This is a genomic window from Candidatus Methylacidiphilales bacterium (genome assembly GCA_033875315.1).
Taxonomy (GTDB): Bacteria; Verrucomicrobiota; Verrucomicrobiia; order Methylacidiphilales; family CAZTYG01; genus JANRJG01.
On the sequence record JANRJG010000003.1, the window covers coordinates 109,382 to 134,976 of the forward strand.

Annotated in this window: 23 protein-coding genes; 6 read left to right on the forward strand and 17 right to left on the reverse strand. The window is 61.7% G+C overall.

All coding sequences use genetic code 11. The features are described from left to right. Positions 1–16: 16 nt before the first annotated feature. The 8 genes from SFU85_00510 to SFU85_00545 form a co-directional block, all read right to left on the reverse strand. Complete coding sequence (locus tag SFU85_00510) at positions 17–1,213, reverse strand: SIR2 family protein (GenBank protein MDX6765251.1); 1,197 nt, start codon at positions 1,211–1,213, stop codon at positions 17–19. 258 nt (positions 1,214–1,471) lie between these two features. Next, positions 1,472–1,672 (reverse strand): type II toxin-antitoxin system prevent-host-death family antitoxin, encoded by a 201-nt coding sequence (locus SFU85_00515; GenBank protein ID MDX6765252.1) that lies wholly within the window; start codon positions 1,670–1,672, stop codon positions 1,472–1,474. Positions 1,673–2,121: 449 nt separating this feature from the next. Further along, positions 2,122–4,671: a DNA topoisomerase III gene (locus SFU85_00520; GenBank protein MDX6765253.1), complete on the reverse strand. Its 2,550-nt coding sequence runs from the start codon at positions 4,669–4,671 to the stop codon at positions 2,122–2,124. 14 nt (positions 4,672–4,685) lie between these two features. After that, positions 4,686–5,780: a DNA-processing protein DprA gene (dprA, locus tag SFU85_00525; GenBank protein MDX6765254.1), complete on the reverse strand. Its 1,095-nt coding sequence runs from the start codon at positions 5,778–5,780 to the stop codon at positions 4,686–4,688. Between the two features lie 343 nt (positions 5,781–6,123). Further along, positions 6,124–7,206 carry a 3-dehydroquinate synthase gene (gene aroB / locus SFU85_00530; GenBank protein ID MDX6765255.1) on the reverse strand — a complete coding sequence of 361 codons (1,083 nt, stop codon included), beginning with the start codon at positions 7,204–7,206 and terminating at the stop codon, positions 6,124–6,126. A 1-nt stretch (position 7,207) separates the two neighbouring features. Then, the gene (gene pgsA / locus SFU85_00535; protein ID MDX6765256.1) at positions 7,208–7,783 is read right to left on the reverse strand and encodes a CDP-diacylglycerol--glycerol-3-phosphate 3-phosphatidyltransferase; all 576 of its coding nucleotides are present in this window, start codon (positions 7,781–7,783) and stop codon (positions 7,208–7,210) included. An 18-nt stretch (positions 7,784–7,801) separates the two neighbouring features. Next, entirely contained in the window at positions 7,802–8,776 is a 975-nt protein-coding gene (locus SFU85_00540; protein ID MDX6765257.1) for a helix-turn-helix domain-containing protein, read from the reverse strand. Positions 8,777–8,788: 12 nt separating this feature from the next. Next, complete coding sequence (locus SFU85_00545; protein MDX6765258.1) at positions 8,789–11,281, reverse strand: DNA translocase FtsK; 2,493 nt, start codon at positions 11,279–11,281, stop codon at positions 8,789–8,791. Positions 11,282–11,323: 42 nt separating this feature from the next. On the opposite strand from SFU85_00545, the gene SFU85_00550 reads away from it, so the two are divergent. From SFU85_00550 to SFU85_00560, 3 genes are all read left to right on the forward strand, one after another. After that, positions 11,324–11,782, forward strand: a complete 459-nt coding sequence (locus tag SFU85_00550) for a hypothetical protein (protein ID MDX6765259.1) — start codon at positions 11,324–11,326, stop codon at positions 11,780–11,782. Beyond that, positions 11,779–12,450, forward strand: a complete 672-nt coding sequence (locus SFU85_00555) for a histidine phosphatase family protein (GenBank protein ID MDX6765260.1) — start codon at positions 11,779–11,781, stop codon at positions 12,448–12,450. Before SFU85_00550 ends, SFU85_00555 begins: the two co-directional genes overlap by 4 nt. A gap of 63 nt (positions 12,451–12,513) precedes the next feature. Continuing rightward, positions 12,514–13,878, forward strand: a complete 1,365-nt coding sequence (locus SFU85_00560) for a protein kinase (GenBank protein MDX6765261.1) — start codon at positions 12,514–12,516, stop codon at positions 13,876–13,878. Positions 13,879–13,900: 22 nt separating this feature from the next. Here the strand turns inward: SFU85_00560 and SFU85_00565 are convergent, their stop codons facing one another. From SFU85_00565 to crcB, 3 genes are all read right to left on the reverse strand, one after another. Further along, entirely contained in the window at positions 13,901–14,326 is a 426-nt protein-coding gene (locus SFU85_00565; GenBank protein MDX6765262.1) for a DUF420 domain-containing protein, read from the reverse strand. After that, positions 14,323–14,982 (reverse strand): SCO family protein, encoded by a 660-nt coding sequence (locus tag SFU85_00570; GenBank protein MDX6765263.1) that lies wholly within the window; start codon positions 14,980–14,982, stop codon positions 14,323–14,325. Before SFU85_00570 ends, SFU85_00565 begins: the two co-directional genes overlap by 4 nt. Before the next feature lie 73 nt (positions 14,983–15,055). Beyond that, entirely contained in the window at positions 15,056–15,430 is a 375-nt protein-coding gene (gene crcB, locus SFU85_00575) for a fluoride efflux transporter CrcB (protein MDX6765264.1), read from the reverse strand. 84 nt (positions 15,431–15,514) lie between these two features. Between crcB and SFU85_00580 the strand changes: the two genes are divergently transcribed. Together SFU85_00580 and SFU85_00585 are read left to right on the forward strand one after the other, a co-directional pair. Then, positions 15,515–16,735, forward strand: coding sequence for a SufS family cysteine desulfurase (locus tag SFU85_00580; protein MDX6765265.1), 1,221 nt, complete (start codon positions 15,515–15,517; stop codon positions 16,733–16,735). Between the two features lie 121 nt (positions 16,736–16,856). Continuing rightward, entirely contained in the window at positions 16,857–17,378 is a 522-nt protein-coding gene (locus tag SFU85_00585) for a hypothetical protein (GenBank protein ID MDX6765266.1), read from the forward strand. A 57-nt stretch (positions 17,379–17,435) separates the two neighbouring features. Here the strand turns inward: SFU85_00585 and ilvD are convergent, their stop codons facing one another. Further along, entirely contained in the window at positions 17,436–19,145 is a 1,710-nt protein-coding gene (gene ilvD, locus SFU85_00590; protein MDX6765267.1) for a dihydroxy-acid dehydratase, read from the reverse strand. Between the two features lie 142 nt (positions 19,146–19,287). Here ilvD and SFU85_00595 point away from each other — a divergent pair, with 142 nt between their 5' ends. Continuing rightward, entirely contained in the window at positions 19,288–19,812 is a 525-nt protein-coding gene (locus tag SFU85_00595; GenBank protein MDX6765268.1) for a TlpA disulfide reductase family protein, read from the forward strand. 87 nt (positions 19,813–19,899) lie between these two features. Here SFU85_00595 and SFU85_00600 read toward each other — a convergent pair whose 3' ends face one another. From SFU85_00600 to SFU85_00620, 5 genes are all read right to left on the reverse strand, one after another. Continuing rightward, complete coding sequence (locus SFU85_00600; GenBank protein ID MDX6765269.1) at positions 19,900–21,282, reverse strand: hypothetical protein; 1,383 nt, start codon at positions 21,280–21,282, stop codon at positions 19,900–19,902. 189 nt (positions 21,283–21,471) lie between these two features. Beyond that, entirely contained in the window at positions 21,472–22,713 is a 1,242-nt protein-coding gene (locus SFU85_00605) for a hypothetical protein (GenBank protein MDX6765270.1), read from the reverse strand. Positions 22,714–22,774: 61 nt separating this feature from the next. Continuing rightward, the gene (locus tag SFU85_00610; protein ID MDX6765271.1) at positions 22,775–24,160 is read right to left on the reverse strand and encodes a HAMP domain-containing sensor histidine kinase; all 1,386 of its coding nucleotides are present in this window, start codon (positions 24,158–24,160) and stop codon (positions 22,775–22,777) included. Next, positions 24,150–24,824 carry a response regulator transcription factor gene (locus SFU85_00615; protein MDX6765272.1) on the reverse strand — a complete coding sequence of 225 codons (675 nt, stop codon included), beginning with the start codon at positions 24,822–24,824 and terminating at the stop codon, positions 24,150–24,152. Before SFU85_00615 ends, SFU85_00610 begins: the two co-directional genes overlap by 11 nt. Positions 24,825–24,861: 37 nt before the next feature. Continuing rightward, positions 24,862–25,512 carry an acyloxyacyl hydrolase gene (locus SFU85_00620; protein ID MDX6765273.1) on the reverse strand — a complete coding sequence of 217 codons (651 nt, stop codon included), beginning with the start codon at positions 25,510–25,512 and terminating at the stop codon, positions 24,862–24,864. Positions 25,513–25,595: the final 83 nt, after the last annotated feature.

Consider the following 25,595-nt stretch of genomic DNA (forward strand, 5'->3'; position numbering starts at 1 on the left):
TAATTATTCGAATTAATTACGTATGCAGGGTGTTGCTTTCCTCTTTGCAATCACGCCAATCCCAGAATACTCCTTCTTTCTCAACTTCTGCTAAATATCTAGCTACCAATGTAGATTTGCCTTGACCTCCGATGCCAGTAACAGCAACAACTTTAGAATCTATACTTCTTAAAAGTCGCAACTCTTCTTCTCGCCCCACCCAATGAGTAGTAGGAGGCGGGGTGTCTGACGTTCCTTCGAAAGCGTCTGTAGTATTGTTGAGCAAAACTACAGAGGCTTCATTTTCATCATGATCTGACGTAACAATGATTCCATGAGTATTTTCAGTAGATTCTTTTCCTAACGTTTGGACTAAACTTTCGAGCCCTGGCCCGTACTCGGCGAATTCGATGAGCTCGATACCAGGTAGTCTTTGTGCTTTCACAGTTTCTACGCTGCTCGAGTGGACAAGAGCATAATGAGGGCCATTCGCGCCGACAAACATGTCGCTAATTGCTTTAAGTTGAAGACCGAAAGCATGATCGTTTAAGCTATATCCAATAAACAAGAAAGAATGAGTTGCTAAAAGTGTACGCAGGGTCTCTTGAGCAGCAGTAAATCTATTTTGTGTAGTTGAGGTAGGATAGAGACGATCATATCCGTCAGGTGTTAGAATAATATTTGATGCGTCATCTATGCTCCCGTGCAAATGCCAAATCACAGGGCGCTTTAACCCGTCGCGGATTGCAGCAGCTTGTTCCGCTGGCGCTTCGATATTCCAAAGCCCTACATCATCTTGCTTTGCGCAGGACCAACGAAGTACCCTATCATAATTAGTGGTTACGATTAAATTGCTTCCAAGTGTCCAAACTGCTCGAGCAAGCGTAAGAGTTTCGTCCGATGCTGCCTCTCGTTGATGATCAAATTGCTCTTTTAAAAAATCAAACCACACTGGTCCAAGTCCCTCTTTAGCGCGCTTCGCGGCATCTAGGAAGTCAGGCTTATCAATCGCAAGTAGATTACGTACAACTCCAGCGTAAGCAGGCTTTTGCTCGCGATCGAGTCTTCCGGCGGCACGTTCTAATAACGTGCGCCAACTAGGGAATAGCGGCTCACTATTGCCAGCTGCTTTCACAGCCATCGAAACGCCGGCCCCAATAAATGGCAGAACACGGTTCGAACGCAATCGTTCGACTAGTGTGGCGGGAAGAGTCACAGGTATTTCAGCCCACAAAAATTGAATTAGTATGAAACAATTTGAAACCTTAAATGAGCCTAATTGTAGATTGTGACATGAAACTTTCCTAGCCAAAAGTAAGGGAAAGGCAAGACGGGGTTTGACCAGCCGAAGACTGGTCGTTTACGTTGCCAGTTTGAGTTTAAGGAGGAGCTTGGGAGGCAGGTTCTTCGTTCTTGGTGCCTGGTTCTTCGTTTCTGCTGGCGCACCGGCCTTTTAGTCCTTGGTCATTTGTCCTTGGATTCTGTTCCTGGCTCACTTGCGTTTATGTCCGGCCAGATAATCTTCCAGGGGACGATAGGCGAGCCCCTTCTTGCGGGCGCGCTTCAGGTAGGCCACGTCAGCCACATCCTCCGCCCGTTCCAACAGTTCTTTATAATCCTTGATGGGGATGATGACGGAAACGGGCTTTCCTTTCCGTGTGACGATTTCGGGTTCGGCCAAAGTCGCTTTCATGTGATCAAGGTATCATTTGAGGGATCTTTAGTAAATCCCAGTTCTCCAAGCGCGAGATGGCTTTGGGCGGCCAGCTATCGGCTATCGGGGAGACGGGGGAAGCAGGTTCTTCGTTCTTGGTTACTCGTTCTTCGTTTGCAGACGCCCTCCGGGGGGGCATGGTTTTCTGGTTCCTTGTCCGCCACGGCGGATCCTTGATTTCTGGTTTTCAGATACCGACCGGGGAAAAGATTCCCCGGCTACAGGAGATTTCTGCTTAAAACTTAATTCTTAAAACTTAAAACTTGTCTCCCCCCTGCGCCTCTGCGTCTCTGCGCGAGGAAAGGAAAGCAGACAGATGTCGGATGTCGGATGACAGATGTCGGCAAACAGATTCAGGCGTCTGACGTCTGATCTCCGTCGTGCCGCCTTCGCTCAATGGCTACGGCGTGCCCAGCGGGCTGCCATCATCAGCCTTCGGCTTCGGGCTCGGGCTCGGCCTTCTTGACGACTTTCTTCCCCTTACCTTTCCCTTTGCCCTTGGCACCGGGGACCTTGGGTTCGCGGGGGGGGAATTCGAAGGCGGTCGTCCCGTCATCCTTCAACACCATGTAGGCCTTGAAGGGACGGCGGTTCTTCTTGCTGATGAAGGCGGTCAGCAGATCGGTCTTCTTGGTCGTCAATAGTTTCACCACCTGCTCGCGGGTGATTTCCTGCTCGAGGATCTTCTTGGCCATGCGGAAGCCCTTCTTCCCGTCCTCGCCCGCCTCGGTGACGTAGGCGTTGGGGGCTTCGTAGATCTTCCGACCGGTGATGGGGCAAAGCCCGACCGGTTCCTGGCCGGTGAAGTCCTGGGCCGACTCCCCGTTTTCGTTCGAGGCCCCCCAGTCCAAGTTGACTTCGCCCTTCTCGTCCATCTTGACGAAGGCGCTGAATTCGCGCCCGAGGCGGCTGCGGAAGCCGGGCAGCGGGCCGACGACGCGGTCCTTGATGAGGACGCGGACTTCCTCGATGTCCATGACGCGTCCGGCGATGACCTTGGGGACAGCGAAGGTGCCGTCCTCGGTGCGGAAGTCGCGCAGGGTCTTGATCATCTTCCGGCCCTGGTAGGGGTCCAACAAATCGGTGTCGTGCAACTTGACCCCGCCGGGGTCGCCCTTCATGCGCAGGTGGTCGACAACGTCGCGGGTCATGCCCTCGATCTCGGCCATGAAGGCGGGGCGGGTGAGTTTCTTTTCCTCGATGAGCTTGAGCTTGTATTCCCAGTCGCCGGTCATTTCGGGCGAGGAGAGGACGTTGATCTTGAGGGTCTCCAGCGTCTCGATGAGGTCGAAGGCCTTGACGGCGGGGATCAACTCGCGGCCGCGGCGCTCGACGTATTTGGTGGCGATCAGATTTTCAATGATGGCCGCGCGGGTGGCCGGGGTGCCGAGGCCGCGCGCGGACATGGCGTCGCGCAGTTCCTCGTCCTCGACCAGTTTGCCCGCGCCTTCCATGGCGGAGAGCAGGGTGGCTTCGGAAAAACGGGCGGGCGGGCGGGTGCGTTCGGCGAGGACATCGACTTCCCGGGTGTCGACTTTTTCCCCTTCCTTGACGGCCGGGAGCGAGGGGGATTCATCGCCGTCATCGAGTTTGACCTCGCCCTTGCCATAGATGGCGAGCCAACCGGCTTCCTTGAGGACCTTGCCCTCGGTCTTGAAGGCGTGTTCGCCCACGCGGGTGATGCGGGTGGTGACCTCGAAGACGGCGGGCGGATAGAAGATGGAGAGGAAGCGGCGGACGACGAGGTCGTAGATCTTTTGCTCGGTCTCGCTGAGCTTGGTCGGGATTTCCTGGGTGGGGATGATGGCAAAGTGGTCGGAGACCTTGGCATTGTTGAAGACGCGCTTGACCGGCTTGACCCATTTTTCCTGGAGGATCTTCTCGGCGTAGGTGCCGTGCTCGCCCTTTTTCAACTGGCCGAGGGTGCTGATGACGGTGGGGACGTAGTCCTCGGGCAGGCAGCGGCTGTCGGTTCGGGGATAGGTCAGGGCCTTGTGCTTCTCGTAGAGCGACTGGGCGATGGAGAGGGTCATGCGGGCGGGGAAGCCGAACTTGCCGTTGGCTTCGCGCTGGAGGGAAGTGAGGTCGAAGAGCAGGGGCGACATCTGGGTCGCGGGCTTGCTCTTTTCCTCGACGAGGCCCTTCTTGCCCGTGCAATCGGCGACGATCTTCTCGGCCTCGGGGAGGGACCAGAGGCGCTCGGCTTTCTCGTCCTTGCGCGGGTCGGCCTCGTCGGCCACTTCGGGTTTCTTGAAGGACTCGAGGAACCAGCGTCCGGGGTAGTCGCCGGAGGCGGCGCCGAAGGTGGCGTGGACTTCCCAGTAAGGGCGGTCCTGGAAGGCGCGGATCTGGGCCTCGCGTTTGACCAGGATGGCGAGGGTGGGGGTCTGGACGCGGCCGACGGGGGTGAGGTTGAATCCGCCCGCCTTGGAATTGAAGGACGTGAGGGCGCGTGTGCCATTGATGCCGATGAGCCAGTCGGCCTCGGAACGGCAGCGGGCGGCATCGGCCAGGGGCATCATTTCTTCGTCGGAGCGCAGGACCTTGAAGCCCTCGCGGATGGCGTCGGGGGTCATGGACTGCATCCAGAGGCGCTGGACGGGTTTCTTGCAGCCGGTGAGCTGGATGATGTAGCGGAAGATCAGTTCGCCCTCGCGGCCGGCGTCACAGGCGTTGATGACGCGGTCGACGTCCTTGCGGGCGAGGAGTTTCTTCAGGACCTTGTAGCGGGCCTCGGACTTCTCGATCGGCTTGAGTTCGAACTCCGGGGGGATGACGGGAAGATTGTCGATGTTCCACTTGCCGCGCTTGGGTTCGACGCTGGCGGGGGCGCCGATTTCGACCAAATGACCCACGGCGGAAGAGATGACAAATTCGTCGTTTTCAAAGAAGTCCTTGTCTTTTTTGAACTTCCCCAGGACCTTGGAAAGGTCGGTGGCGACGCTGGGTTTTTCGGCGATGATAAGGGCTTTCCCCATAACTAAGTTGTTCTCTAGTCGGTCTTTACAAACGTTTTACCGGGCAACTGACGGACCAGTTTCCGCATTTCAAGTCGCAGCAACGTAGGAGTAACGACCGCGGAAGGCAACCCGCATTTTTGGATGAGGGCGTCGAGGGCGATTTCATCCAGGTCCATGGCTTCCAAGATCTTGCGCTCTGCCGGGGTCAAATCCTCGGGCCAGGGGCGCTTGCCCTCGTCGGGACCGGGGGGAAGAAGGAGGCCGGATTCGTTGAGGATGTCCTCGACGCCCTCGACCAATTTGGCGCCTTCTTTGATCAGGCGGTGGCAGCCTTTGGCGTGGGGTTGGTCGATGCGGCCGGGGACGGCGAAGACATTGCGGCCCTGATCGAGGGCCATGCGGGCGGTGATGAGGGCGCCGCTGGCTTCGCCGGCCTCGACCACGACCAGGCCGGTGCTGAGGCCGCTGACGATGCGGTTGCGCATGGGGAAGGTCTGGCGGTCGGGCGGGGTGCCGAGGGGGAATTCGGAGAGGAGGGCGCCGCCCTGTTCGGCGATCATGTCGGCCAGGGCGCGGTTTTCCGGCGGGTAGACCTGGTCGAGCGAACAACCGAGGACGGCCACGGTGCGGCCCTTGGCGGCCAGGGCGCCCTGGTGGGCAAAGGTGTCGATGCCGCGGGCCAGACCGCTGGTGACGGTGAGTCCGGCGTAAGCGATTTGATAGGCCAGCTTCTTGGCCATTTCCTGCCCGTAGTGGCTGGTGTGGCGCGAGCCGACGACCGCGATGGGCCGGCGGTTGCAGGCCGTGAGGTCGCCGCGGTAGTAGAGCACGAGCGGCGGGTCGTAGATTTCCTTCAGGAGGGCGGGATAGGCCGGGTCCTCCTGGTCGATGACCCGGAGTCCGAGTCGGGCGATGGCGGCCAGTTCCCCGGCCAGGTCCCAGTTCTTCTCCCACTCGGTGATGGCGCGGGCGGCCTCGGGGCCGACGCCATCGACCGCGGCCAGGCGTGAGGCGGGGGCGGAGAGGATGGCTTCCACCGAGCCGAGGGACTCGAGGAGTCGCCGGACGCGGACGGGGCCGATGAGGCGGACGCTGTTGAGGGCCAGATAACATTCCGTTCGCGTCATGCCGGAGGTTTACCACGAGGACGTGGGCGAAGCAACGTCCCAAGTAGGACGCGGAGGTTTTTTGTCCCGGATTTTTCGACAGACCTTCCAGACCCTTATCAGTTTAACCAGCCGCTCGTTCTCGCACTCTTTCTCATTCTCGTGCTCTCGGGTATTGGGTGAACGGCCACGAGAGCGATTCATACCCAATCCTCATGACTGGGTGATAGGCGCAACGGGAGGGCGATCCGCCTGAGGGGGACTGCCGAGCCGGTTTGAGGTCATTCTTCCAAGGGCGGCTCAGCGGGAGCTTCGCCCTCCCGTCAGGGAGTTTGTCGCCCGCTCACCGGGCAGGCTAGATGAATCAGTTGGTGCAGAGGGTGACGGCCTGGCGGATGAGGGAATCGGGCACATCGGAACGGAGTTCGGTTTTCCCCAGCTCCGGGCAGAGGATCCAGCGCAGGCCTTTTGCGGTGGCTTTTTTATCGCGGCCCATCGCTTCGGCCAGGGCTTCGTAGGTCAAACCCGGATGGGTCAAGGGGAGACCGGAGGCCCGGAGGGCGTTGCGGACGCGCGCGGAAACCGCCGGATCCAGACCGCAGACTTTTTCCGAGAGGAAACAGGCGGCGCTCATGCCGATGCTGATGGCCTCACCATGCAGCAGCACGCCATAGCCGACCGATTGTTCGATGGCATGGCCGAGGGTGTGGCCGAAGTTGAGGATGGCGCGCAGACCGGTGGTTTCTTTTTCGTCGCCGGCCACCACCTCCGCCTTGATCTCCACGCAACGGCGGATGACGGGGGCGAGGTCGGCGGGCGGGCCGTTTTCCACCCGCGCAAAGAGTTCCGGGTCGCGGATGATGCCGTATTTGATGACTTCGGCCATGCCGGCGGCGCGTTCGCGGGCGGGCAGGCTGCCGAGGAAATCGAGGTCGATGAAGACGGCAGCGGGTTGGTAGAAGGCGCCGGCGAGGTTCTTGCCCTCGGGGAGGTTGACGCCGGTCTTGCCGCCCACGCTGCTGTCCACCATGGCCAGGAGGGTGGTGGGGATCTGGATGAACCCGACGCCACGGAGGTAGGAGGCGGCGACATAGCCGGCGAGGTCGCCGACGACCCCGCCGCCGAGGGCGACGACGGTGCAGGAACGGCTGAGGCGGGCTTCGGCCAGACGGCTGAGGATGGAAGCGAATTGGGTCAGGGATTTGGTTTCCTCGCCGGGCGGGCATTCGACCACGACCGATTTTTGGGCCCGGGCCAGGAGGGTGTGGATGAGGGCGCGGGCGGGCGCGACCCCGGCGACGTGGCGGTCGGTGATGACCGCGACTTCACCGGGCAGGGGAAATTCCGCCGGCCAGGCGGAGGCGGAACCCGAGCCGATGTGGATGGGGTAGGCGTGTCCGGAGAGGCGAACTTCTACGTTGGGGAGGGAGGGAGGCCGGGGCGCCATGTCAGGTGGGAGGGGTGGATCCGTGGTTGAGGACGAGCTGGCGGTTCTTCCAGAAATAGGCCCCGCCGGACCAGAAGGTCACGATGAGGGCGAGGTAGAGCAGCGCGGGATAGACGACATGTTCCACCAGCGGGAAATGGTAACCGAGATCGCGGGCGGCGAGGAGGGCCAGGCCGACGATGACGGCGGTGATCTGGCTGATGGTCTTGTGCTTGCCCAGTTTTTCCGCGGCCAGGATCAGGCCCTTGGCGGCGGCCAGGGTGCGCAGACCGGTGATGAGGAATTCCCGGGCGATGATGCTGCTGACGATCCAGGCCGGGGCGAGGTGGTTGGAGACGAGGCCGATGTAGGCCGCGCTGATGAGGATCTTGTCGGCGAGCGGGTCGAGGAGTTTGCCCAGGTCGGTGATGAGGTGGTATTTGCGGGCGAGGTGGCCGTCAAGCCAGTCGGTCAGGCTGGCCACGATGAAAATGACCAGGGCGAGTGATCCGGTCCAGGGGGCGTCGATCTCCATGCAGGCCACCAGAACGGCGCAAAGGATGATGCGCCCGAGAGTGAGCTGGTTGGGCAGGTTCATGCGGCGTCCGCTGGAAAATCAACGCCCGGGGAGGGTGATGTGCTGGATGCCGGGCTTGTCGTAACGTCCGTAATTGTTGCCGTTGAAAATGATGTCCACCGCGGAAGCCTCGCGGAAGCTGACGACAAACTCATCGGCCACCCAGGGACCCACGGTGTCGCCGGGCACGACCTGGCCCGGGGGGAGCAGGTCTTCGTAAAGGGTGATTTCACGACCGCCGCGGATGGCGACGACGCGCACCCAGCGTTCATTTTCCGAGGAGGCGGCATCGGCCTGGAGTTGGAGACGGTTGGTGCCGGTGGCGGCCTCGTGGGCGGTGTCATCGACGGGTTCGGCCACCGGAGTGGCGGCGGGGGGAGCGGGGGCAACGACCACGGGCGCGGAAGCCGAGACGGGCGGGGCGACCGGAACCGCCGCGGGCGGGTTCGGCGTGGCCACGCGTTCGGCCACAGGAGGCGTGGAAGCCGTCTGGTCAGCCGATGGGACGGAGGCCGTGTCCTTGTTCACCGGGGGCTGGCTGGGTTCGATGGGCTGGAGTTGGGTCTCGGGCGCTTTGCGGGCCGCCGCCATCCATTCAGGGAAGGAAAGATAAAGCTGGATACCTCCGATGACCAGGGCGCAAAGGACCACGCCGATGATGACCATTTGACCGACGTTCTGGGGCGTGGCCGCCGCGGGTTGTTGGCGGCGGGGGATGGCTTCGAGGTCGTGCGGTTGCAATTCCAGGACATCGTAGCCGCTTTCGACTTCGCCGTTGAATTGCCGGAGAAGCGCCCATCCGTCGAGGCCGAGTTCACGGGCGTAGATGCGGATGAAGCCACGGGCGTAGGCCAGACTGGGCAGGAGGTCGAACTGGTTTTTTTCCAACCGGTCGAGTTGCTCCAACTTGACCTTGGTGCGCTTGGCCACCTCGGCCAGGCTCCACTCTTTGAGTTCGCGGGCGGAGCGGAGCTGGTCTCCGATGGATTTCTGGGTGGGCGTTGGGGCGGGCATGGCGGCGGGTTCTTACAACAATCTATCCAGATCAAAGGTGTCCAAGTCCACCAGAATCTCACGGTCTTTGGCCCCGTCTTTGCCACCGACAATGCCATTTTGTTCCATCCAGTCGGTGATCCAGGCGGCGGTGTTGTAGCCGATGCGCAGCCGGCGCTGGAACATCGAGGTGGAAGCCCGCTTCTCCTGGCGCATGACCTCGAAGCATTTCCGCACCATGTCGGCATCCTCTTCGGAAAGCTCGACCTCGTCGGCACCGGCCGATTTGCTCAGCTTCTGGTGGATCTCGGCCTCGTAGGAGGGACGGCTTTGTTTCTTGATGAAATCGACCACCTGGGCCACCTCGTCGTCGGAAACAAAGGCCCCTTGGGCGCGGATGAGCTTGGAGGAACCGGGCGGCAGGTAGAGCAGGTCGCCCTTGCCCAGGAGGTTTTCCGCGCCGTTTTCGTCCAGGATGACACGGGAATCGAGGGCGCTCGGCACTTGGAAGGCGATGCGGCAGGGGACGTTGGTCTTGATGACGCCGGTGATGACCTGGGCGCGGGGGGTCTGGGTGGCGATGATGAGGTGGATGCCGGCGGCGCGGGCCTTGGCGGAAAGGCGGGCGATGGCCAGTTCGACGTCGGCGGGCGAGGTGGCCATGAGGTCGGCCAACTCATCGATGATGACGACAATGAACGGCATCCGCGTGGGCATGTCGTTGACCGGATCGGGCGAGATGCCGGGGAGTTCGTCCATGGGAAGGGCTTCGCCCTTGCCTTCTTGGGCCAGGGTCTGGTCGAGGTCGAGGGTCTCGGGTTTTTTCTGCGGGGCGGGGCGGTTGTTGTAGGCGGCGATGTTGCGCACGCCGGCGCGGGCCATGAATTGGTAGCGTTTTTCCATCTCGTTGATGACCCAACGGAGGGCGATGAGGACTTTCTTGGCCTCGGTGACCACGGGCACGACAAGGTGGGGGAGCTGGTTGTAGACCTGGAGCTCGACGACCTTGGGGTCGACCAAGATGATCTTGAGATCGTCGGGACTGAAGCGATAGAGCAGACTGAGGAGGACGCAGTTGATGCAGACGGACTTGCCCGAGCCGGTGGTGCCGGCGATGAGCAGGTGGGGCATGTCGGCGAGGTCGGCGACGAGGACCTGGCCGTAGACGTCCTTGCCCAGGGCGATGGGCAGTTTGGCCTTGGAGGAACCCCAGAGATCGGACTCGAAGAGGTCGCGGAGGACGATCTTGGCCTTGGAGGAATTGGCCACCTCGATGCCGACGGAATCCTTGCCGGGGATGGGGGCGAGGATGTTGACTTTTTCCGCCTTCATGGCCCGGGCGATGTTTTTCTCCAGGCCGGCGATCCGTTCGACCCGGACGCCGGGGGCGGGATAGACTTCGTAGCGGGTGATGGTGGCACCGCGGGTGATGTCGCCCGGGGTGACCTCGATGCCGAATTGCAGGATGGTCTCGACCAGCAGGTTGCGGTTGGCCTCGAGATCGGCCTTGCTCATGGGGGAATGGCCGGCGTGATCGTTGGCAGAGAGCAGGGTGTTATCGGGAAGTTGATAGGATTCGTAGGTGGGCTGGGGCGAGGCCGGTACGGCGGGATTGGAAGAGGAAGAGGCGGGGGTTTTCTTTTCCTGCGGTTTGACCGTGACGGGGCCGGGGGCGTTGGTGTCGACCACGGCGGGTTCCGGGCGTTCCACCGGCTTGGGGAGCGGATCGGGGGCGGAATCGGGTTTGGTTTTCGAGCGCGGGCGGGGTTCGCTGGTGTCGATGACCTGGGGGGCGGGCCGACCGGTCTCATCGGCCGGGGGCTTGGCCAGGGCGAGATCCTCGAGGGGGCGGCCCTGTTTGATGAGCTGGCGGCGGAGCTTCTTTTCCTCCCGGGCCAGTTTGGCCTGCTCGTAGGCGATGCGTTCCAGGGGATCGGCTTCGGCCAACTTGGCCTCCTCGCGGGCTTTTTGCCAGGCCAGGATCATCTCCCAGGTGCGCTTCATCAATTCGACCGGACGGATTTCGAAGAGCAACACGAGGGCGACAAAGTAAACGACGAGCAGGGTGATGAGGGCGCCGGCACGGCCGAGCCAGGCGCTGAGGGTGACGTCGTTGATGAAGTGGCCGATGAATCCACCGGGCCATTCCATGCCGTTGAAATTCATGCCCAGGGGCTGGAAGATCTGGAGTAGGGCGGATCCGCTGAGCACCACCAAGGTGAACCAAACCGGCTTGAGCCGGTAATCAATCGAGCCGTGGTAAAAAAGCAGGGCCAGACCGCCGACCAGCATCAGGGCCGGGAAGAGAAACGAGGCCACCCCGATGGCCAGAACCAGGGCCGCCGAAACCCAGGCCCCGACCGGGCCGATGTAATTCAAAACCGGCTGGTTGGGCGGATCCTTGAAAAAAGCGAGATCCCCGCAGTCGAAGGAAAACAGGGCCAGAAACAAAAGGACACCGGTCCCGATGAGGAAAATCCCCGCGATTTCCTGGACCAATCGCGATTCAACCTCCGCTTTCGCCATAAAGTCTTGATCATAGCCGTGGTTGCGTTGAGATAAAGCACGATGTTTTCCTTTGGCCCAAGTTCCCAAACCCGCCTGCTGGCCGCAGGGTGCCTTCTGCTCCTGGCGGGGATTTGGTGGGCCACCCGCCCCGATGCCAAGGAGGCCTTCCGCCGCGATGTCGAAGGGATGCTGCAGAAGGCCAATGCGCGGGAACACCACCGTCTGCTGGACCGTCTTTCGCCCGAGGCCGATGCGCGCATCCGTGAGGAATTCATGCCCCCGGCGGCGGCACTCCGTTGGATCTGCCAACGCGACACCGACCAGAACCGGGTTTACCGCCTGGTCGGGGTGACCGTGTTCCATCCCGGCGACTACGCCGAGGTGGAAATCGAGCGCTCCCAGTCCGGGGCGGAGTTCAACGGCCAGGGGATCTTCCCCCTGCCCTTTGTCTGGCGTGCCGGGAAATGGTGGCTGGCCGCGGCTTTCCGGGGCGAGAGGGACTGGACTTTCCCCGAATGAACAGCAATCCCCCCACCACGCGCCTGACCCTGCTGCGCCATGGTGAAACCGTCTGGAACCGGGAAGGCCGCATGCAGGGCCACGGGGACAGCCCGCTCTCACCGGACGGAGAACACCAAGTGGAAGCCCTGGCCCGGCGGATGGCCGGCAGCTCCAGCTCCTTCACCCACCTTTACTCCAGCGATCTCGGGCGGGCCATGTCCACCGCCGAAGCGATCGCCCGCCGCACCGGGCTGGAGGTTCTTCCCGCCCCCGAACTGCGCGAGCGCGCAATGGGACTTTTTGAGGGACTGACGCGTGAGGAAGTGCGCATCCGGCACCCCGGGGCCTATGCCGCCTGGAAAACCCAGGACCCGACCCGCCCGAGCCCGGGAGGAGAATCCATCGAGGCCAGCACCGCCCGGATGCTGGCCTTTTGCCAAACCCTGGCCGAACGCCACCGCGGCGGACACGTGGTGGCCGTCTCCCACGGGGGCGTGATGGCGGGTTTCCTGCGCCACATTCTCGGCATCCCCGAGGAAACGGCGCGTCACTTCAAAATCCCCAACGCCAGCGTGAATGTTTTCCTCCACGACGCCCAGGGTTGGTGGCTCCAAAGTTGGGGGGACACCGCCCACTTGGAGGGACTTTCGGAAACAGGCCGGAAGAGCCACATGGCGGTAAGGTAACATTGCCATGGCGCAACCCATTCGGGTTGTTCCCTAGCGCGGGGTGAACTAGGATGGGCAGTTGTGTCGATCCGACCCCACCCCCACGACCGGGATACCCGGACCATTTCCATGGCGCCGTTGGAAACACGCGCCATTCCGGCCTTGCCGGAAACTCGCACCACCGGCTCGGGTCCCCAAGCCCCCGAACGTGAGGATTCCGGGCGTATCCTGGTGGTCGACGACGACATCCTGATCCGCGAAATCGTGGCCGAGAGCCTGATGGACGCCGGGTACCAGGTCGTCACCACCAGCACTCCGGACAAGGGCCAACAATACATCCTCCGACAAACCGGCAATCACTTCGACTGCGTGGTGACCGATTACCTGATGCCCGGAACCAATGGGATCGAATTCGCCCGTTGGATCATCCGGCAGGATGAAACCCTGAAGGTCCTCCTCCTCACCTCCGAGGACGACAAGGAGGTGGTGAAAGCCAGCCTGCGCGGGGGAATCTACGACTTCCTGGAAAAACCCGTCTCACCCCCGATGTTGCTGGAATCCGTCCGGCGGGCCGTGCAGGAAAGCCGCAAACTCCGCGCGGCCAAACCACGCCGCTACCTCGTCGAACAGGCCCAACCCATCGGCGAGGGCGGCATGGGCACGGTTTATCTGGCCCGCGACATCGAACTCAACCGCAACGTCGCCCTCAAGCGGCTCAAGCCGCGCGGCGGGCTCGGCAACCGGGGCACCCACGCCATTTTCAAGGAGGCCCTCACCCTTGCCTCCCTCCAACATCCCAACATCGTCCAGATCTTCGACTGCGGCCAGGACGCGGAGGGCCCCTACATCGTCATGGAATTGATCAAGGGAGCGGGCCTGGATGACTTCGTCAAAAACCGCCCGCGCCTCAACGAAAGCGAATTGTCGGATCTGGCCCGTCAGTGCCTCCAAGGCCTGATCGCCGCCCATTCGCTCGGTTTCCTCCACCGCGATCTCAAGCCCTCCAACATCATGATTTCGGAACTGGCCGGGGGCTACCTCCACGCCAAGCTCCTCGACTTCGGCCTGGCCAAGTTCGCCACCGCCCCGGGTTTGCAAACGGCCGACGCAGCCGGGAACATCAGCGGATCGGTGCACACCATGGCGCCCGAGCAGTTGATGAAGGAACCGATCGACCACCGCACGGACCTTTACGCGCTGGGTTGCGTCTTTTACTTCGCCGCCAGCGGCTTCATGCCCTTCGATGGGGCCACCCTGGCCGAAGTCATCCAGAACCACCTCCAGCACCGCACCCGCCACCTCGGCGATGTCCGGCCGGATTTCCGTGCCCCCTTTTGCGATTGGATCATGAGCCTGATGGCCTACCGCCCCGAGGACCGCCCGGCCACCGCTTCGGATGCCCGTCGCCTGCTCGATTACGAGGCTTGGACCGGCAGAAAATCCTGACCCTGCCGTGCCCCTCCCCGGATCAGCGCACCGGGAACCACTGGTAGAGAAAGAGGTAGACCAACACCCCGGTCACCGAAACATACATCCAGACCGGGAAGGTCCATCGGGCCAGGCGCTTGTGTTCCTCGTAGCGCCCCTTGGCCGAAAGATAGAGGGTGCGCAGGATCAGCGGCAGGTTCACCACCGCAAGCACGGTATGGGTGAGCAGCAGGGTGAAGTAAACCGGGCGGATCCAGCCCTCCCCGGTAAACCGCGTCGGGCCGACGGTGAATTTGTGCAGGAGGTAACACACCAGAAACAAGGTCGAGGTCACAAACGCCGCGGCCATCAGCAACCCGTGCGCCTGCTGCCGCCCGCGCTTGATTTGGATGTAGCCCGAAACCAACAGGACCGTGGTCACGGTGTTCAGGGTGGCGTTGACGAGGGGTAGGTCGGTGTAGGTCATGGTTTTTCTTGGTGGAGTTGGCGCAAACGTTCCGCGGCCCGCGCAGCCAATCCCGGGTCGGTGCCGGAAAGGAACCCGCGGATCATGCCTTTCCGGTCCACCAGCGCCACCATGGTGCCGTGGATCACCTGGTCGCTGTCTGGCACCGGCTGCCATGCGGTCAAAAATCCCCCCTGCACCACCCGTTTCATTTCGTCCTCGGGGCCGGTGAGGAATTGCCACCGGTTGCCGTCAGCCTTGAACCGCGCCCCGTAGCGCCGGAGCACTTCCGGGGTGTCTCTCACGGGATCGATCGAAAACGACACCAGGCGCACATCGGGGAGATCGGCCGTCTTCGACTGGAGTTCGGCCATGTGCCCGGTGATCATGGGACAGGGACCCTGGCAGTGCGTGAAGACAAAGGACGCCGCCCATACCCGGCCCCGGAGATCGGCCAGCGACACCGGCCTTCCTTCCTGGTCGGTCAACCGGAAGTCCGGGGCGGGTCGCACCAGTGTTTCCAGTGAAGGGGTGGCGGCCTGGCGGCTCTGGGCCGCCTGTTGGATTTTGCGGTAGCCGGAATAAATACTGGCCACGCTGAGAAGCCCGCCCACGACCGCCACCACGAGAATCGCACGCTGGGTGAATTTGCCGGGCTCATCGGATAAGGCGGACATGGGGCGCAAGTTAAGCCACCCTGCCGCGCGGCGCAAGGATGCTGACCGGGATCCCGGGTGAAAACCGACCCTCCTACCTGCCCGGGAAACAGAAGCGGCCCGCGCCATAGCCCGCCACCACGGCGGCCAGACAGAGCACCACCGATCCCGTCACATTCAGCGCGAACCCCGTCCAGTCCCCTGCCCTCATCAGGTTCAGGCTCTGCAAACTGAAAGCGGAAAAGGTCGTGTATCCCCCCAGAAAGCCGACCAGCACCAACTCGCGCCAGCGGCCCTCGGGCCCAAGCGCCACCGCCAGAAACCCCATCGCCAGACACCCACTGGTATTGACCGCCAGGGTCCCCCAGGGGAAGGCCTCACCCCATCGCGCCGCCGCCCAAAGGGAAAGCGCATAACGCGCCATGCCTCCGCACGCACTCCCCAAACCCACCCATAAGAATCCTGCCATGCCCGCCATCATGCGCAAAAGGAGCCGGTTCCCAACCCTGTTTTTTCTTCGCGCACCATCCTCGCTTGGCGGTAGATTGTCCGCATGTTCGATCCCGCCGCCCTGCGTGCCGACTTTCCCGCCCTCCAGCAAAAGGTCAACGGCCATCCCCTGGTCTACCTCGACAACGGCGCCACCACCCAGAAGCCCCGCCCCGTACTCGACGTCCTCACCCACTATTACGAAAAGGACAACGCCAACGTCCACCGCGGCCTGCACGAACTGAGCAACCGCGCCACCACCGCCTACGAAAACGCCCGCGCCCGCGTCGCCCGTTACCTCCATGCCGCCTCCCCCGAGGAAATCGTCTTCACCCGTGGCACCACCGAGGCCGTCAACCTCGTGGCCCACGGCCTCGCCGCCCGCCTCCGGCCGGGCGACGAAATCCTCCTGACTGAAATGGAGCACCACAGCAACCTCGTCCCCTGGCAAATGGCCGCCGAGCGGTCCGGTGCCACCCTGCGCTACGTCCCTGTCACGGAGCATGGCAGCGCCCTCGACCTCTCCGGGCTCGACTCCCTGCTCAGCTGCAAAACCAGGATCTTCGCCTTCACCCATATTTCCAACACCCTCGGCGTCATCAATCCGGTGAAAGAACTCTGCCAACGCGCCCGCGCCGCCGGCGCCCTCACCTTCGTCGATGCCGCCCAAAGCGCCGGCCACGAAAAAATCGACGTCCAGAATCTTGGCTGCGACTTCCTCGCCTTCTCCGGCCACAAATGCGCCGGCCCCACCGGCATCGGCGTACTTTACGGCCGTTTCGAGGCCCTCGACAGCCTGCCTCCCTACCAGGGCGGCGGCGAAATGATATCGACCGTCCGTTACGAGGGCAGCACTTACAAGGCCGCCCCGCAAAAATTCGAGGCCGGCACCCCCAACATCGCCGACGCCATCGGGCTGGCCGCCGCCCTCGATTACCTCGATGGGGTGGGCCTGGCCGACATCTTCGCCCATGACCGCGCGCTCGCCGCCTACGCCCACGAACAGATGGCCGCCCTTGGTTTTCTCCGCATTCTCGGGCCCGGCCCGCAGGACCGGAGCGGCCTGGTCACCTTTACCATGGACGGCGTCCACGCGGCCGATGTCGTCACCACCGCGAACCAATTCGGGATCGCCCTCCGCGGCGGCCACCACTGCACCGAACCCCTGCACCACAAACTCGGCATCCCCGCCTCCGCCCGCGCCAGCTTCTACCTCTACAACACCCGGGAAGAAGTCGATGTGCTGGTCGCCACCCTGCGCCGCATCCATGGGATTTTTTCCTGATTTTCAGGCGCCCCCCCATCTCTCTGCAGATTGATCCCGACAACCCGACGGCCGTCTCCCGGCGGAGGGCACCCCGGATTCGATCGTTGACGCATCCGGAGGTTTATTCTACGCAGCCGCTATGAACCATCCGTTCTTCCTCGGGGCCGTCTGCTGTCTTGTCCTTTTTGCAATCCCCGGCTCCACCTGGGCAAAAAAAGCTTCGGACATCAAAATCAAGAAACTTGAATTCCAAGAACACGGCTACCGCTACAACCAGGAGCAAAATGTGTGGGCAGACGGACTGCCCACCGTCCTGGTGCGCCTGGAATGCCGGGACCCCATCCCCAAACTTCAATTGATGAAGGTCTACTATTATGACAACTCCAAGAAACTCCTGGGCACCAGCCCGAATGTGACGAGCTATTTTGAACAAAGCAAATCAGGGCGCATCACCGGATTCAAAACGCCCGCCGCACTGCCCGAGAAAACCGACATGGAATTCCATTTCACTCCCCCCAAAGATCTCGTTTTCAAGGACGTATCCCGGATCCTTCTGGTCATGACCGCCCCCGGACTGGCCAAAGCGGAAATGGATCCGGCGGCCGATCCATTGGGTTACGAATTCGACGAAAAGGCCCAGTGGGAGCAGGGCTTGAAGTAGGCCGGGACCTCCGGGGGAGCCGGGTCCGGCACCCCCGTCACGCCGACCCGGGATACCTCACCATTTCAAATCACCGTCGGTGACCGCGCCCTCGGAGGCGGAAGTGCAGAGGTGGGCGAATTTGGCCAGGACGCCGCGGGTGTAGCGCGGCTTGGGCTTCTTCCACGCTTTGGCACGGCGCTTCAACTCGGCCGCGCTGACCGCCACATCCAAACGCCGTTTCTGGGCATCGATGGTGATGGTGTCACCGGTTTTGACCAGGGCCAACGGGCCTCCGCAGAAGGCCTCGGGCGTGATGTGGCCGACCACGAATCCATGGGTCCCGCCCGAGAAGCGGCCGTCGGTGATGAGGGCCACTTCCTTGCCCAAGCCCCTTCCCATGATGGCCGAGGTGGGCGACAACATCTCGCGCATGCCGGGGCCGCCCTTGGGGCCCTCATAACGGATGACGATGACGTCACCCTTCTTGATCTTGCCGTCGAGGATGGCCTTCATGGCGTCGGGCTCGGAGTTGTAGACCCGGGCTTTGCCGGTGAAGGAGAGTCCCTCTTTCCCGGAGATCTTGGCCACACCGCCACCCGGGGCGAGGTTGCCGTAGAGGATGACCAGGTGGCCGTCTTTTTTGATCGGGTTGTCGAGGGGGCGGATGATGGTCTGGTCGGCGGGATAATCCGGGGCATTCCGGAGATTTTCTTTTAATGTCTTGCCAGTCACCGTCAGGCAGTCGCCGTGGAGCAACCCGGCCTCCAAGAGCCGCTTCATCAGGGGAACGATCCCGCCGATGGCGACCAATTCGGACATCATGTGCTTGCCGGAGGGCTTGAGGTCGGCCAGGACCGGGGTCTCCTTGCCGATGCGGGTGAAGTCATCGATGGAGAGTTTGACCCCGGCAGCGGAGGCCATGGCCAGGAGGTGGAGGACAGCGTTGGTGGAACCACCGAGGGCCATGATGACCGTGATGGCGTTTTCGAAGGCCTTGCGCGTCATGATGTCGCGCGGCCGGATGCCGAGCTTGATCAGGTTGAGGACGGCGGCCCCGGCGTTGCGGGCGTCGTCTTTCTTGGCCTGGGATACGGCGGCCTGGGCGGAGCTGTTGGGCAGGGACAGGCCCATGGCCTCGATGGCGCTGGCCATGGTGTTGGCGGTGTACATCCCGCCGCAGGAACCGGGCCCGGGGATGGCACAGGACTCGACCTCGTGCAGGCCCTGGTCATCGATCTGGCCGTTGGCGTGTTTGCCCACCGCCTCGAAGACCGAGACGATGTCGACGTTGGTGCCATTGAGGCACCCAGGGAGGATGGTGCCACCGTAAACAAAGACGGAGGGACGGTTGAGACGGGCCATGGCAATGACGCAGCCGGGCATGTTCTTGTCACAGCCGCCGATGGCGACGAGGCCGTCCATGTTCTCGCAGCCCATGACGGTTTCGATCGAGTCGGCGATCACCTCGCGGGAGACGAGGGAGTATTTCATGCCCTCGGTGCCCATGGAGATGCCGTCGGAGATGGTGATGGTATTGAAGATGACGGCCTTGCCCCCGGCGGTGTCCGCGCCGCGGGCGGCTTCGTGGGCCAGTTGGTCGATATGCATGTTGCAAGGGGTGACCATGCTCCAGGTGGAGGCGATGCCGACCTGGGATTTCTGGAAGTCCTCCGGCTTGAAACCAACGGGGTAGAGCATGGCGCGGCTGGGGGCGCGTTCGGGGCCATCCAGCATGGGGCCGGAGTATTGACGGTGGGGGGAGGGTGATTTCGGAGCGGCGGACATGGCGGGAATCATCCCGCAAGCTCGGTCCGGAGGCAAGCCCCGGTGGACGTGGAGTGAACAAGGACTTCCCAAGGCGCGGCGGATCGCTTACGCTCGGAGAATCGGTATGGGTTCTTCAGGCATTCCAAGTTTTCCACGGGGCATGATGGTGCTTCTGGCCTCCGGGCTCTTGGCGGCGTGCACCACCAAAGTGGAGCCCCCGGCGCGCAACATCACCCCGACCGCAGCCCCTTCCTTCACCCTTCCCGATCTGGCCGGCAACCCTGTTTCCAGCGACAGTTTCAAAGGGAAGATCCTGGTCATCCACTTCTGCGCCTCGTGGTCACCCTCGAGCGCACGGGAGATCCGCCAATTGTGCGCCATCCAGGAGGCTTACCGGGAAAAGAACGTGCAGGTGATCGGTCTGGCCTTGGAAGAGGCGGGCGGAGCGGACATGAAGGCCTTCGCCTCCCAAACGCCCTTCAACTACCCGGTATTGGTGGCCCCCTCGAATTTCCACCGCGAATTCGGGGGCATCGAAGCCATTCCGAGCACCTTCCTGATCAACCCCTCGGGGATGATCATGAACAAACACACGGGAATGATCGCGCAGGAATACCTCGAGGCCGAGCTGGACTTGATGATCCGTGAGGCCAAGGAAGCGGCCAAGGGCGCGGCCACTCGCTGATCCAGCAAGGCCCGGATGGTGACTTCGCTTTGTCTTTGATTGACGATCGGGAGCCGGTAAGCAAACGATCAATCAAAGGGCGAGGTTTCAGGGGGATAGCAAGGACGGGTTTTTGGCTTTCCAATCGGCCGCAGCCTTGGGGTCGGCATCTTCCCAAAGCCCCAGAACCTGCTCCAGACTCAGGGCGCGCACGTCGGGATCTTTGATGGCGGCAGCCAGGGTGACCGCCCGCTGCGGGGAGTCCTGGGCTTGGGCCAGGGCCCTGAGACGCTGAAAGTCATCCGTCCTCGCAGAAGCAGGCTGGGCGTCCGCCCATGATAGGAAAGCGGTGGGGTGGCTGGAAGACCATTGCTCCAAGACCTTGGGCACGAAGCTCGCAGCCCCAGGGCGGGAACTGGCCCAGCGATAGGCTTCCTGAGGATCTTCAACGGCCCACGTGGAGAGGACCTGTTCCGTGAGGGCCTGGTTCGCGCTTCCGCCCTGTCGCGCCACCCAATCGAGGGCTTGGGTGGGCGCAGCGGCCGCCCAAGTGGCCAGAGCCACCTGTTGCGCTTCTGATCGTTGCTTTCCCGTTGGCAGCTTTTCCAGCCATTGCAACGTTGCTTTAGGGTCGGACTTCGACCAATTCGAAGCCACCAGATCGACCATGTCCAGCATCTCCGGCTTGCCGGTGATCCAAGTGGCGGCTTCCTCCGGGTATTGGTCGGTCCACTGTATGAGCAGGGATTGCAGGGCCGTCTCCTGGAAATCCCCCTTGGGCAGGGAAGCGGCCCAATTCGCCCCCGCGGCGGGATCGATCTGGCCCCAATAATCCATGACGGCGCGGACGGCCTGAAGTCCTGACGAGGTTTGGCTGTTTTTCTGTGCCCATGTGGCCGCCGCGGCAGGATCTTGCTGGGCCCACTCGGAGGCGATGGCCGAAACCGCCATCTGGCGTCCACTGCCCGTGAGGCTTTGAGTGGCATACTCGATTGCGGCCAAAGGAGCCTTTTGTGCCCAAACCCGCATGACGGAGTGAAGACAGGAGGCCTGCAATTCTCCTGCCGGCAGGGCTTGGGCGCTTTTCAAAGCTTCCTCCGGCGAGCGTTGGGCCCAGACATCAAGCACGGTCTCGCAAAACACCTGCCGGTCCGCCAAACCGGATATCGAAAGGCCTTTTTCCCAGGCCGCGGTTGGATCTGCCTGGGCCATTTGCCGGGCCAGGGCCTTGAGTCCTTCCCGCCGCCGCGACGGGTTCCATTCCGCCAGCACTTTGGCCCAATCATCGGATCCTGTCCCCAACCCATCCCCTCGCGAGGAAGGCCCCGCGTTGCCTTCAGGTCCCCTGCTCTCCACACGTCCCTTGGGGAAGAAGGCGGGAGCGGCACTTCGGTCAAAGGCAGAAGGTTCCATGCGCATTCCGCGTCCTGACCAATAGGCCAAACCGAGCGATACCAGCCAGAATACCCCCAGCCATACACGTACTTTCATCTCCATCCTCCTCTGAACAGTATCCCAGCAGGTTTTTCTGCCTCAATCACGAAACCGCGATACAAGAAGCCCGGCCACATCGAAGAAGTTCTCGCCGTTAAAAAAACATCGGTCCGCTGGCCTTGGTGGCTGGCGGACCGATGCATCAATCAATACTGCCCTTCAGGACAACTTGATCAACCGTTGATTTCAATCCTCGTCGACGTCATCAACTCCGTCTCCGTCGTCATCGTCATCGCTGTCGTCGTCGACGTCGTCGCCGTCGTCATCATCGTCGTCGCTGTTCGACAAACCATCGCCATCACAGTCGCTGTCACTGTCATCGGGGCGTCCATCGCCATCGATATCGGTTTCGGAGGAATCATCGTCGTCCAGACCGTCACCATCGCAGTCAGTTTCGGAGGAATCGTCGTCATCCAGGCCGTCACCATCGCAGTCGGTTTCAGCAAGGCTGTCATCAGCCAAACCATCACCGTCAATGTCGGTTTCCAAAAGGCTGTCATCATTCCGTCCGTCCCCATCAATGTCGGTTTCGGAAGAGGAATCATCGTCCAGGCCATCGCCGTCGATGTCGTCTTCAGAGAGGGAATCGTCATTCAGACCGTCTCCATCAATGTCGAACTCGTTCTTGTCGTCATCCGACAAACCGTCGCCATCGCAGTCGGTTTCGAAAAGGCTGTCATCCACACGTCCATCGCCATCGATGTCGGTTTCGGAAGAGTCATCATCCAGGCGACCGTCACCGTCGATGTCGTCTTCCAAAGCGGAATTGTCAGCCAGCCCGTCACCATCGATGTCTAAATCTTTGTTATCGTCATCCGACAGGCCATCCCCATCGATGTCCGTTTCGGAAAGGCTGTCATCGTCACGGCCATCACCGTCGCAATCGTCTTCGGAAGCATCATCATCATCGAGGCCATCGCCATCGATATCTTCTTCCAGAGGTGAATTGTCGGCCAGTCCGTCACCATCGATATCCGACTCTTTCTTGTCGTCGTCCAATCGGCCATCACCGTCGCAATCGGTTTCGGAAAGGCTGTCGTCATCCAGACCATCGCCATCAATATCGTCTTCGGAGGCGGAATCGTCAGCCAGACCATCACCATCGATGTCGGTTTCGGCCGCGGAGTCGTCTTTCAGGCCATCGTCATCAATGTCTTTTTCGGCAGCGCTTGAGTTGTCGAGCAAATCGCCGATGTAGCGACCGGCCAGGGGACCGCTGATGCAGTTGCCCCCATCCACGTTACTATCATTCCCATTGGGAATGCCGTCATTGTCGACATCCGGGTCGACCCCATTGGCAATGCCATCTAGGTCGAGGTCGCGGATCCCTTTGGCCTGGAGGAGGCCGGGGGTGAGGACAACGGCCAAGGCGATGAACATCGCCAGTCGGGCACGTTGGAACATATGGAGTAGCGTTTGCTTTTTCATTATTAAAACCCTTTGGTTGGTGTGTACATTTACTTACCAGACCGGCCGTCCAAAGGTCACGTTATCGTTTGGTAATGAACAGCGGGAGGCGCACGGTGAAGAGGGCTCCATGGGGTTCGGCGTTGGCGGCCTTGCAGATGCCGCCGTGGCGTTCGACGATCATTTTGACCAGGCTGAGGCCCAGTCCGACCCCGGGCATGTCGGCGTCGGTATGGTCGCCGCGATGGAACGGTTTCCAAAGGTCGTGACCGGCAGGGAGGCCGGGACCGGTGTCCCGGACGGTGATTTCTGCGACGTCCTTGATCCGGCGCAACCCGACTTGCACCCAACCCGGACTGGGGGTGTATTTGAGGGCGTTGTCGAGGAGGTTGGCCACGACCTGGAACATCCGCTCCCGGTCGATCGAAACCAGCACGGGCTCTCCGTCCAGGGGCAGCTCGGCAAAGAGCCGGAGCCCGGAAAGTTCGGCCGAAGAACGGTACAACTCGGCGATGTCGGCCAGCATGACAGTGAGATCGACGGTTTCCGGCTTCAGGGCAATGACGCCGCTTTGGCCCGCGCGGATGTCGAGGATGGTCTTCAGGAGACGGGTGATGCGGTCGATTTCGCCCACCGCTTCCCCCAAGACGGCGGCGTGGCCGGGCTCACGGGCCGCCAGGCTTTCCAACCGGACTTTGAGACGGGCCAACGGGGTGCGCAACTCGTGGGCAATCTGGTCGTTGGCCGATTGCAAAGCGCGGACCAGGGTATCGATGCGGTCCAGGCCCAGATTGAATGCGGCGGCGAATCGGCGAAGTTCGGGCACGGCCCCGGGCGCGTTCAAGCGGACCCCTGTCCCGCCTCCCGCAGCAGCCCGGGCATCGGCGGTGAATTTTTCCAAGGGTCGTGCCACCGAACGGGTGAACCACAGGATGGGAAGGATGACCAGGACAATGCCCATCAAGGCGGCCCAGTTGAATTGTCGGACAATGTCGCGAAAGATCTGACGCTCCGCCAGGTCGGACTTGGCGTAGTAAACGATGTTCCCATCGGACAACTTCAAGCGACCGATGTAACATTTCTCTTTTTGGGGCGGGATGGCAGGGAAAACATGGATGTCTTCCTCACCCCAATCTTCGCCCGGCGGAAGCACGGGCCACCTCCAATCACGGCCCAGCTTGTTGGCTTTGGCCAGCAAGACTTCCCCAGACGGGGATTCGATCCGCAGGGCGTAGGCCCCTTCGTGCCGACCGGCCCCGAACATGTCCCCGAGGGAGAGGATATTCACGGCGGAATAGATGGCGGAGTATTCCTGCAGGTCATCGAGAACGGAGTTCCGCGTCACCATGTCCAGGTTGCGGTCCAAAGCCGCCACGACCAGGAGCAGGGTGACGATGATACCGCCGAAAGCGACGAGAAACATCATCACGCCCATCCGGGTGGCGGTGGAGAACGGGTCACGGTCCATGGTGGAAGACGTAGCCCTTGCCACGGACGGTTTCGATGTGGGCCGGGCCGCCCAAAACCTCCAGTTTGTTGCGGAGCTTGCAGACCATGGCGTCGACCACGTTCGTTCCGGGGTCGAAACGGATATCCCAGACTTTTTCCAACAGGTGGCCCTTGGTGATGATTTTTCCCGCGTTTTGCATCAGGACCTCCAGCAAAGCCCATTCACGAGGCTGGAGTTCGGCCGTTCCTTCGGATGAGGTGATGCGGCGCTTGACCGTGTCGAATTTCCAATTCTTGATCCGGGGCGGGGAGGGCGGAGACATTTCGCCACGGCGGACCAGGGCATCCAGACGGGCCAGCAATTCTTCAAAGGCAAACGGCTTGGTGAGATAATCGTCGCCGCCCACCCGTAGTCCGCGCACCCGATCGGCCACTTCCGTGAGGGCGCTGAGAAAAATCACCGGGGTGGGAACGCCGGCAGAACGCCAAGACTGGACGATTTCCCGCCCGTCACGGCCGGGCAGCGATATGTCCATGATGACCGCATCGTAGCGACCCATCACATCCGCCGCCTTGATGTCGCGCGAACCCCGTTCCCATGTCACCAGATGGTCCCGTTTGTGAAGCATGGCTTTGACACCACTGCCGATGATGGGATCGTCCTCGACGAGTAGGATGTTCATCAAACGTTCCGGCCCCTGAAGGCGGGGGGACCTCCACTCAAAACTTGAAATGAACGGCGGCGGTGGGGCCGATCAGGTCCAGGCCGTAATTGATTTGTTCAGGCTCCGAGAGTCCGGCATTGGAGAAGTGTTGGTAAAGCACGCCGAAGGAGAGGTCGATGGTTTCGTTGACCACGTAGCGCGCCCCGGCTTCGACCGTGAAGGTGAAGACAAAGTCCTGGCCCTGGGCGCCGGGCAGGAGGGTGTTGTCGCGGCTGTCGGTAAAACCGAAGCCTACGCGCGCGCCCAAGTAGGGGACCCATTGCCAACCTTCCTGGACAAAGTTGTAACGGGGTCCGAAATGGCCGCCGAGAAACCGGCTTTCGGTGCCGTCCCAGACCGGGTGGAGGTAGGCGGAAGTGATCCACTCCGTGTTGCCACGGCGCCAACCGGGGTTGCCGACGTCGTCCAACTGCCAGTGCCAGGACACCACGGTCGAAGAAAGGATGTTCTCATTTTCATTGTGGCCGGCATCGAACAAGGGACCCGCAGCCAGACTGAATGACATCCGGTTTTCACCAAACCCGCTTTCGCCAGCATCCACCGGACGCGGGGCGACGGAAATGCGTTCCTCGGCGTACGACGTGCCGTTTGCCGCCAAAAGCAGCACCGACAACAGCGCGGGGAACAGGGAGGCTCGGGGTTTCATGGAAAGATGCCTTTCTAGAGAAAAGCAGGGGGAAATCAAGGGTAACCCGATTCCACCACCCCCTGCGGCGCAATTTCGCTTTA

What these genes read in the sequence shown, in the direction of transcription:
- SFU85_00610 (MDX6765271.1), bottom strand. Translation starts at nt 24,160, where the DNA reads ATGGACCGTGACCCGTTCTCCACCGCCACCCGGATGGGCGTGATGATG.
- SFU85_00620 (MDX6765273.1), bottom strand. Translation starts at nt 25,512, where the DNA reads ATGAAACCCCGAGCCTCCCTGTTCCCCGCGCTGTTGTCGGTGCTGCTT.
- dprA (MDX6765254.1), bottom strand. Translation starts at nt 5,780, where the DNA reads ATGACGCGAACGGAATGTTATCTGGCCCTCAACAGCGTCCGCCTCATC.
- SFU85_00605 (MDX6765270.1), bottom strand. Translation starts at nt 22,713, where the DNA reads ATGAAAAAGCAAACGCTACTCCATATGTTCCAACGTGCCCGACTGGCG.
- ilvD (MDX6765267.1), bottom strand. Translation starts at nt 19,145, where the DNA reads ATGTCCGCCGCTCCGAAATCACCCTCCCCCCACCGTCAATACTCCGGC.
- aroB (MDX6765255.1), bottom strand. Translation starts at nt 7,206, where the DNA reads ATGGCGCCCCGGCCTCCCTCCCTCCCCAACGTAGAAGTTCGCCTCTCC.
- SFU85_00595 (MDX6765268.1), top strand. Translation starts at nt 19,288, where the DNA reads ATGATGGTGCTTCTGGCCTCCGGGCTCTTGGCGGCGTGCACCACCAAA.
- crcB (MDX6765264.1), bottom strand. Translation starts at nt 15,430, where the DNA reads ATGGCAGGATTCTTATGGGTGGGTTTGGGGAGTGCGTGCGGAGGCATG.
- SFU85_00520 (MDX6765253.1), bottom strand. Translation starts at nt 4,671, where the DNA reads ATGGGGAAAGCCCTTATCATCGCCGAAAAACCCAGCGTCGCCACCGAC.
- SFU85_00540 (MDX6765257.1), bottom strand. Translation starts at nt 8,776, where the DNA reads ATGCCCGCCCCAACGCCCACCCAGAAATCCATCGGAGACCAGCTCCGC.
- SFU85_00555 (MDX6765260.1), top strand. Translation starts at nt 11,779, where the DNA reads ATGAACAGCAATCCCCCCACCACGCGCCTGACCCTGCTGCGCCATGGT.
- SFU85_00580 (MDX6765265.1), top strand. Translation starts at nt 15,515, where the DNA reads ATGTTCGATCCCGCCGCCCTGCGTGCCGACTTTCCCGCCCTCCAGCAA.
- SFU85_00570 (MDX6765263.1), bottom strand. Translation starts at nt 14,982, where the DNA reads ATGTCCGCCTTATCCGATGAGCCCGGCAAATTCACCCAGCGTGCGATT.
- SFU85_00550 (MDX6765259.1), top strand. Translation starts at nt 11,324, where the DNA reads ATGTTTTCCTTTGGCCCAAGTTCCCAAACCCGCCTGCTGGCCGCAGGG.
- SFU85_00600 (MDX6765269.1), bottom strand. Translation starts at nt 21,282, where the DNA reads ATGAAAGTACGTGTATGGCTGGGGGTATTCTGGCTGGTATCGCTCGGT.
- SFU85_00515 (MDX6765252.1), bottom strand. Translation starts at nt 1,672, where the DNA reads ATGAAAGCGACTTTGGCCGAACCCGAAATCGTCACACGGAAAGGAAAG.
- SFU85_00585 (MDX6765266.1), top strand. Translation starts at nt 16,857, where the DNA reads ATGAACCATCCGTTCTTCCTCGGGGCCGTCTGCTGTCTTGTCCTTTTT.
- SFU85_00615 (MDX6765272.1), bottom strand. Translation starts at nt 24,824, where the DNA reads ATGAACATCCTACTCGTCGAGGACGATCCCATCATCGGCAGTGGTGTC.
- pgsA (MDX6765256.1), bottom strand. Translation starts at nt 7,783, where the DNA reads ATGAACCTGCCCAACCAGCTCACTCTCGGGCGCATCATCCTTTGCGCC.
- SFU85_00565 (MDX6765262.1), bottom strand. Translation starts at nt 14,326, where the DNA reads ATGACCTACACCGACCTACCCCTCGTCAACGCCACCCTGAACACCGTG.
- SFU85_00545 (MDX6765258.1), bottom strand. Translation starts at nt 11,281, where the DNA reads ATGGCGAAAGCGGAGGTTGAATCGCGATTGGTCCAGGAAATCGCGGGG.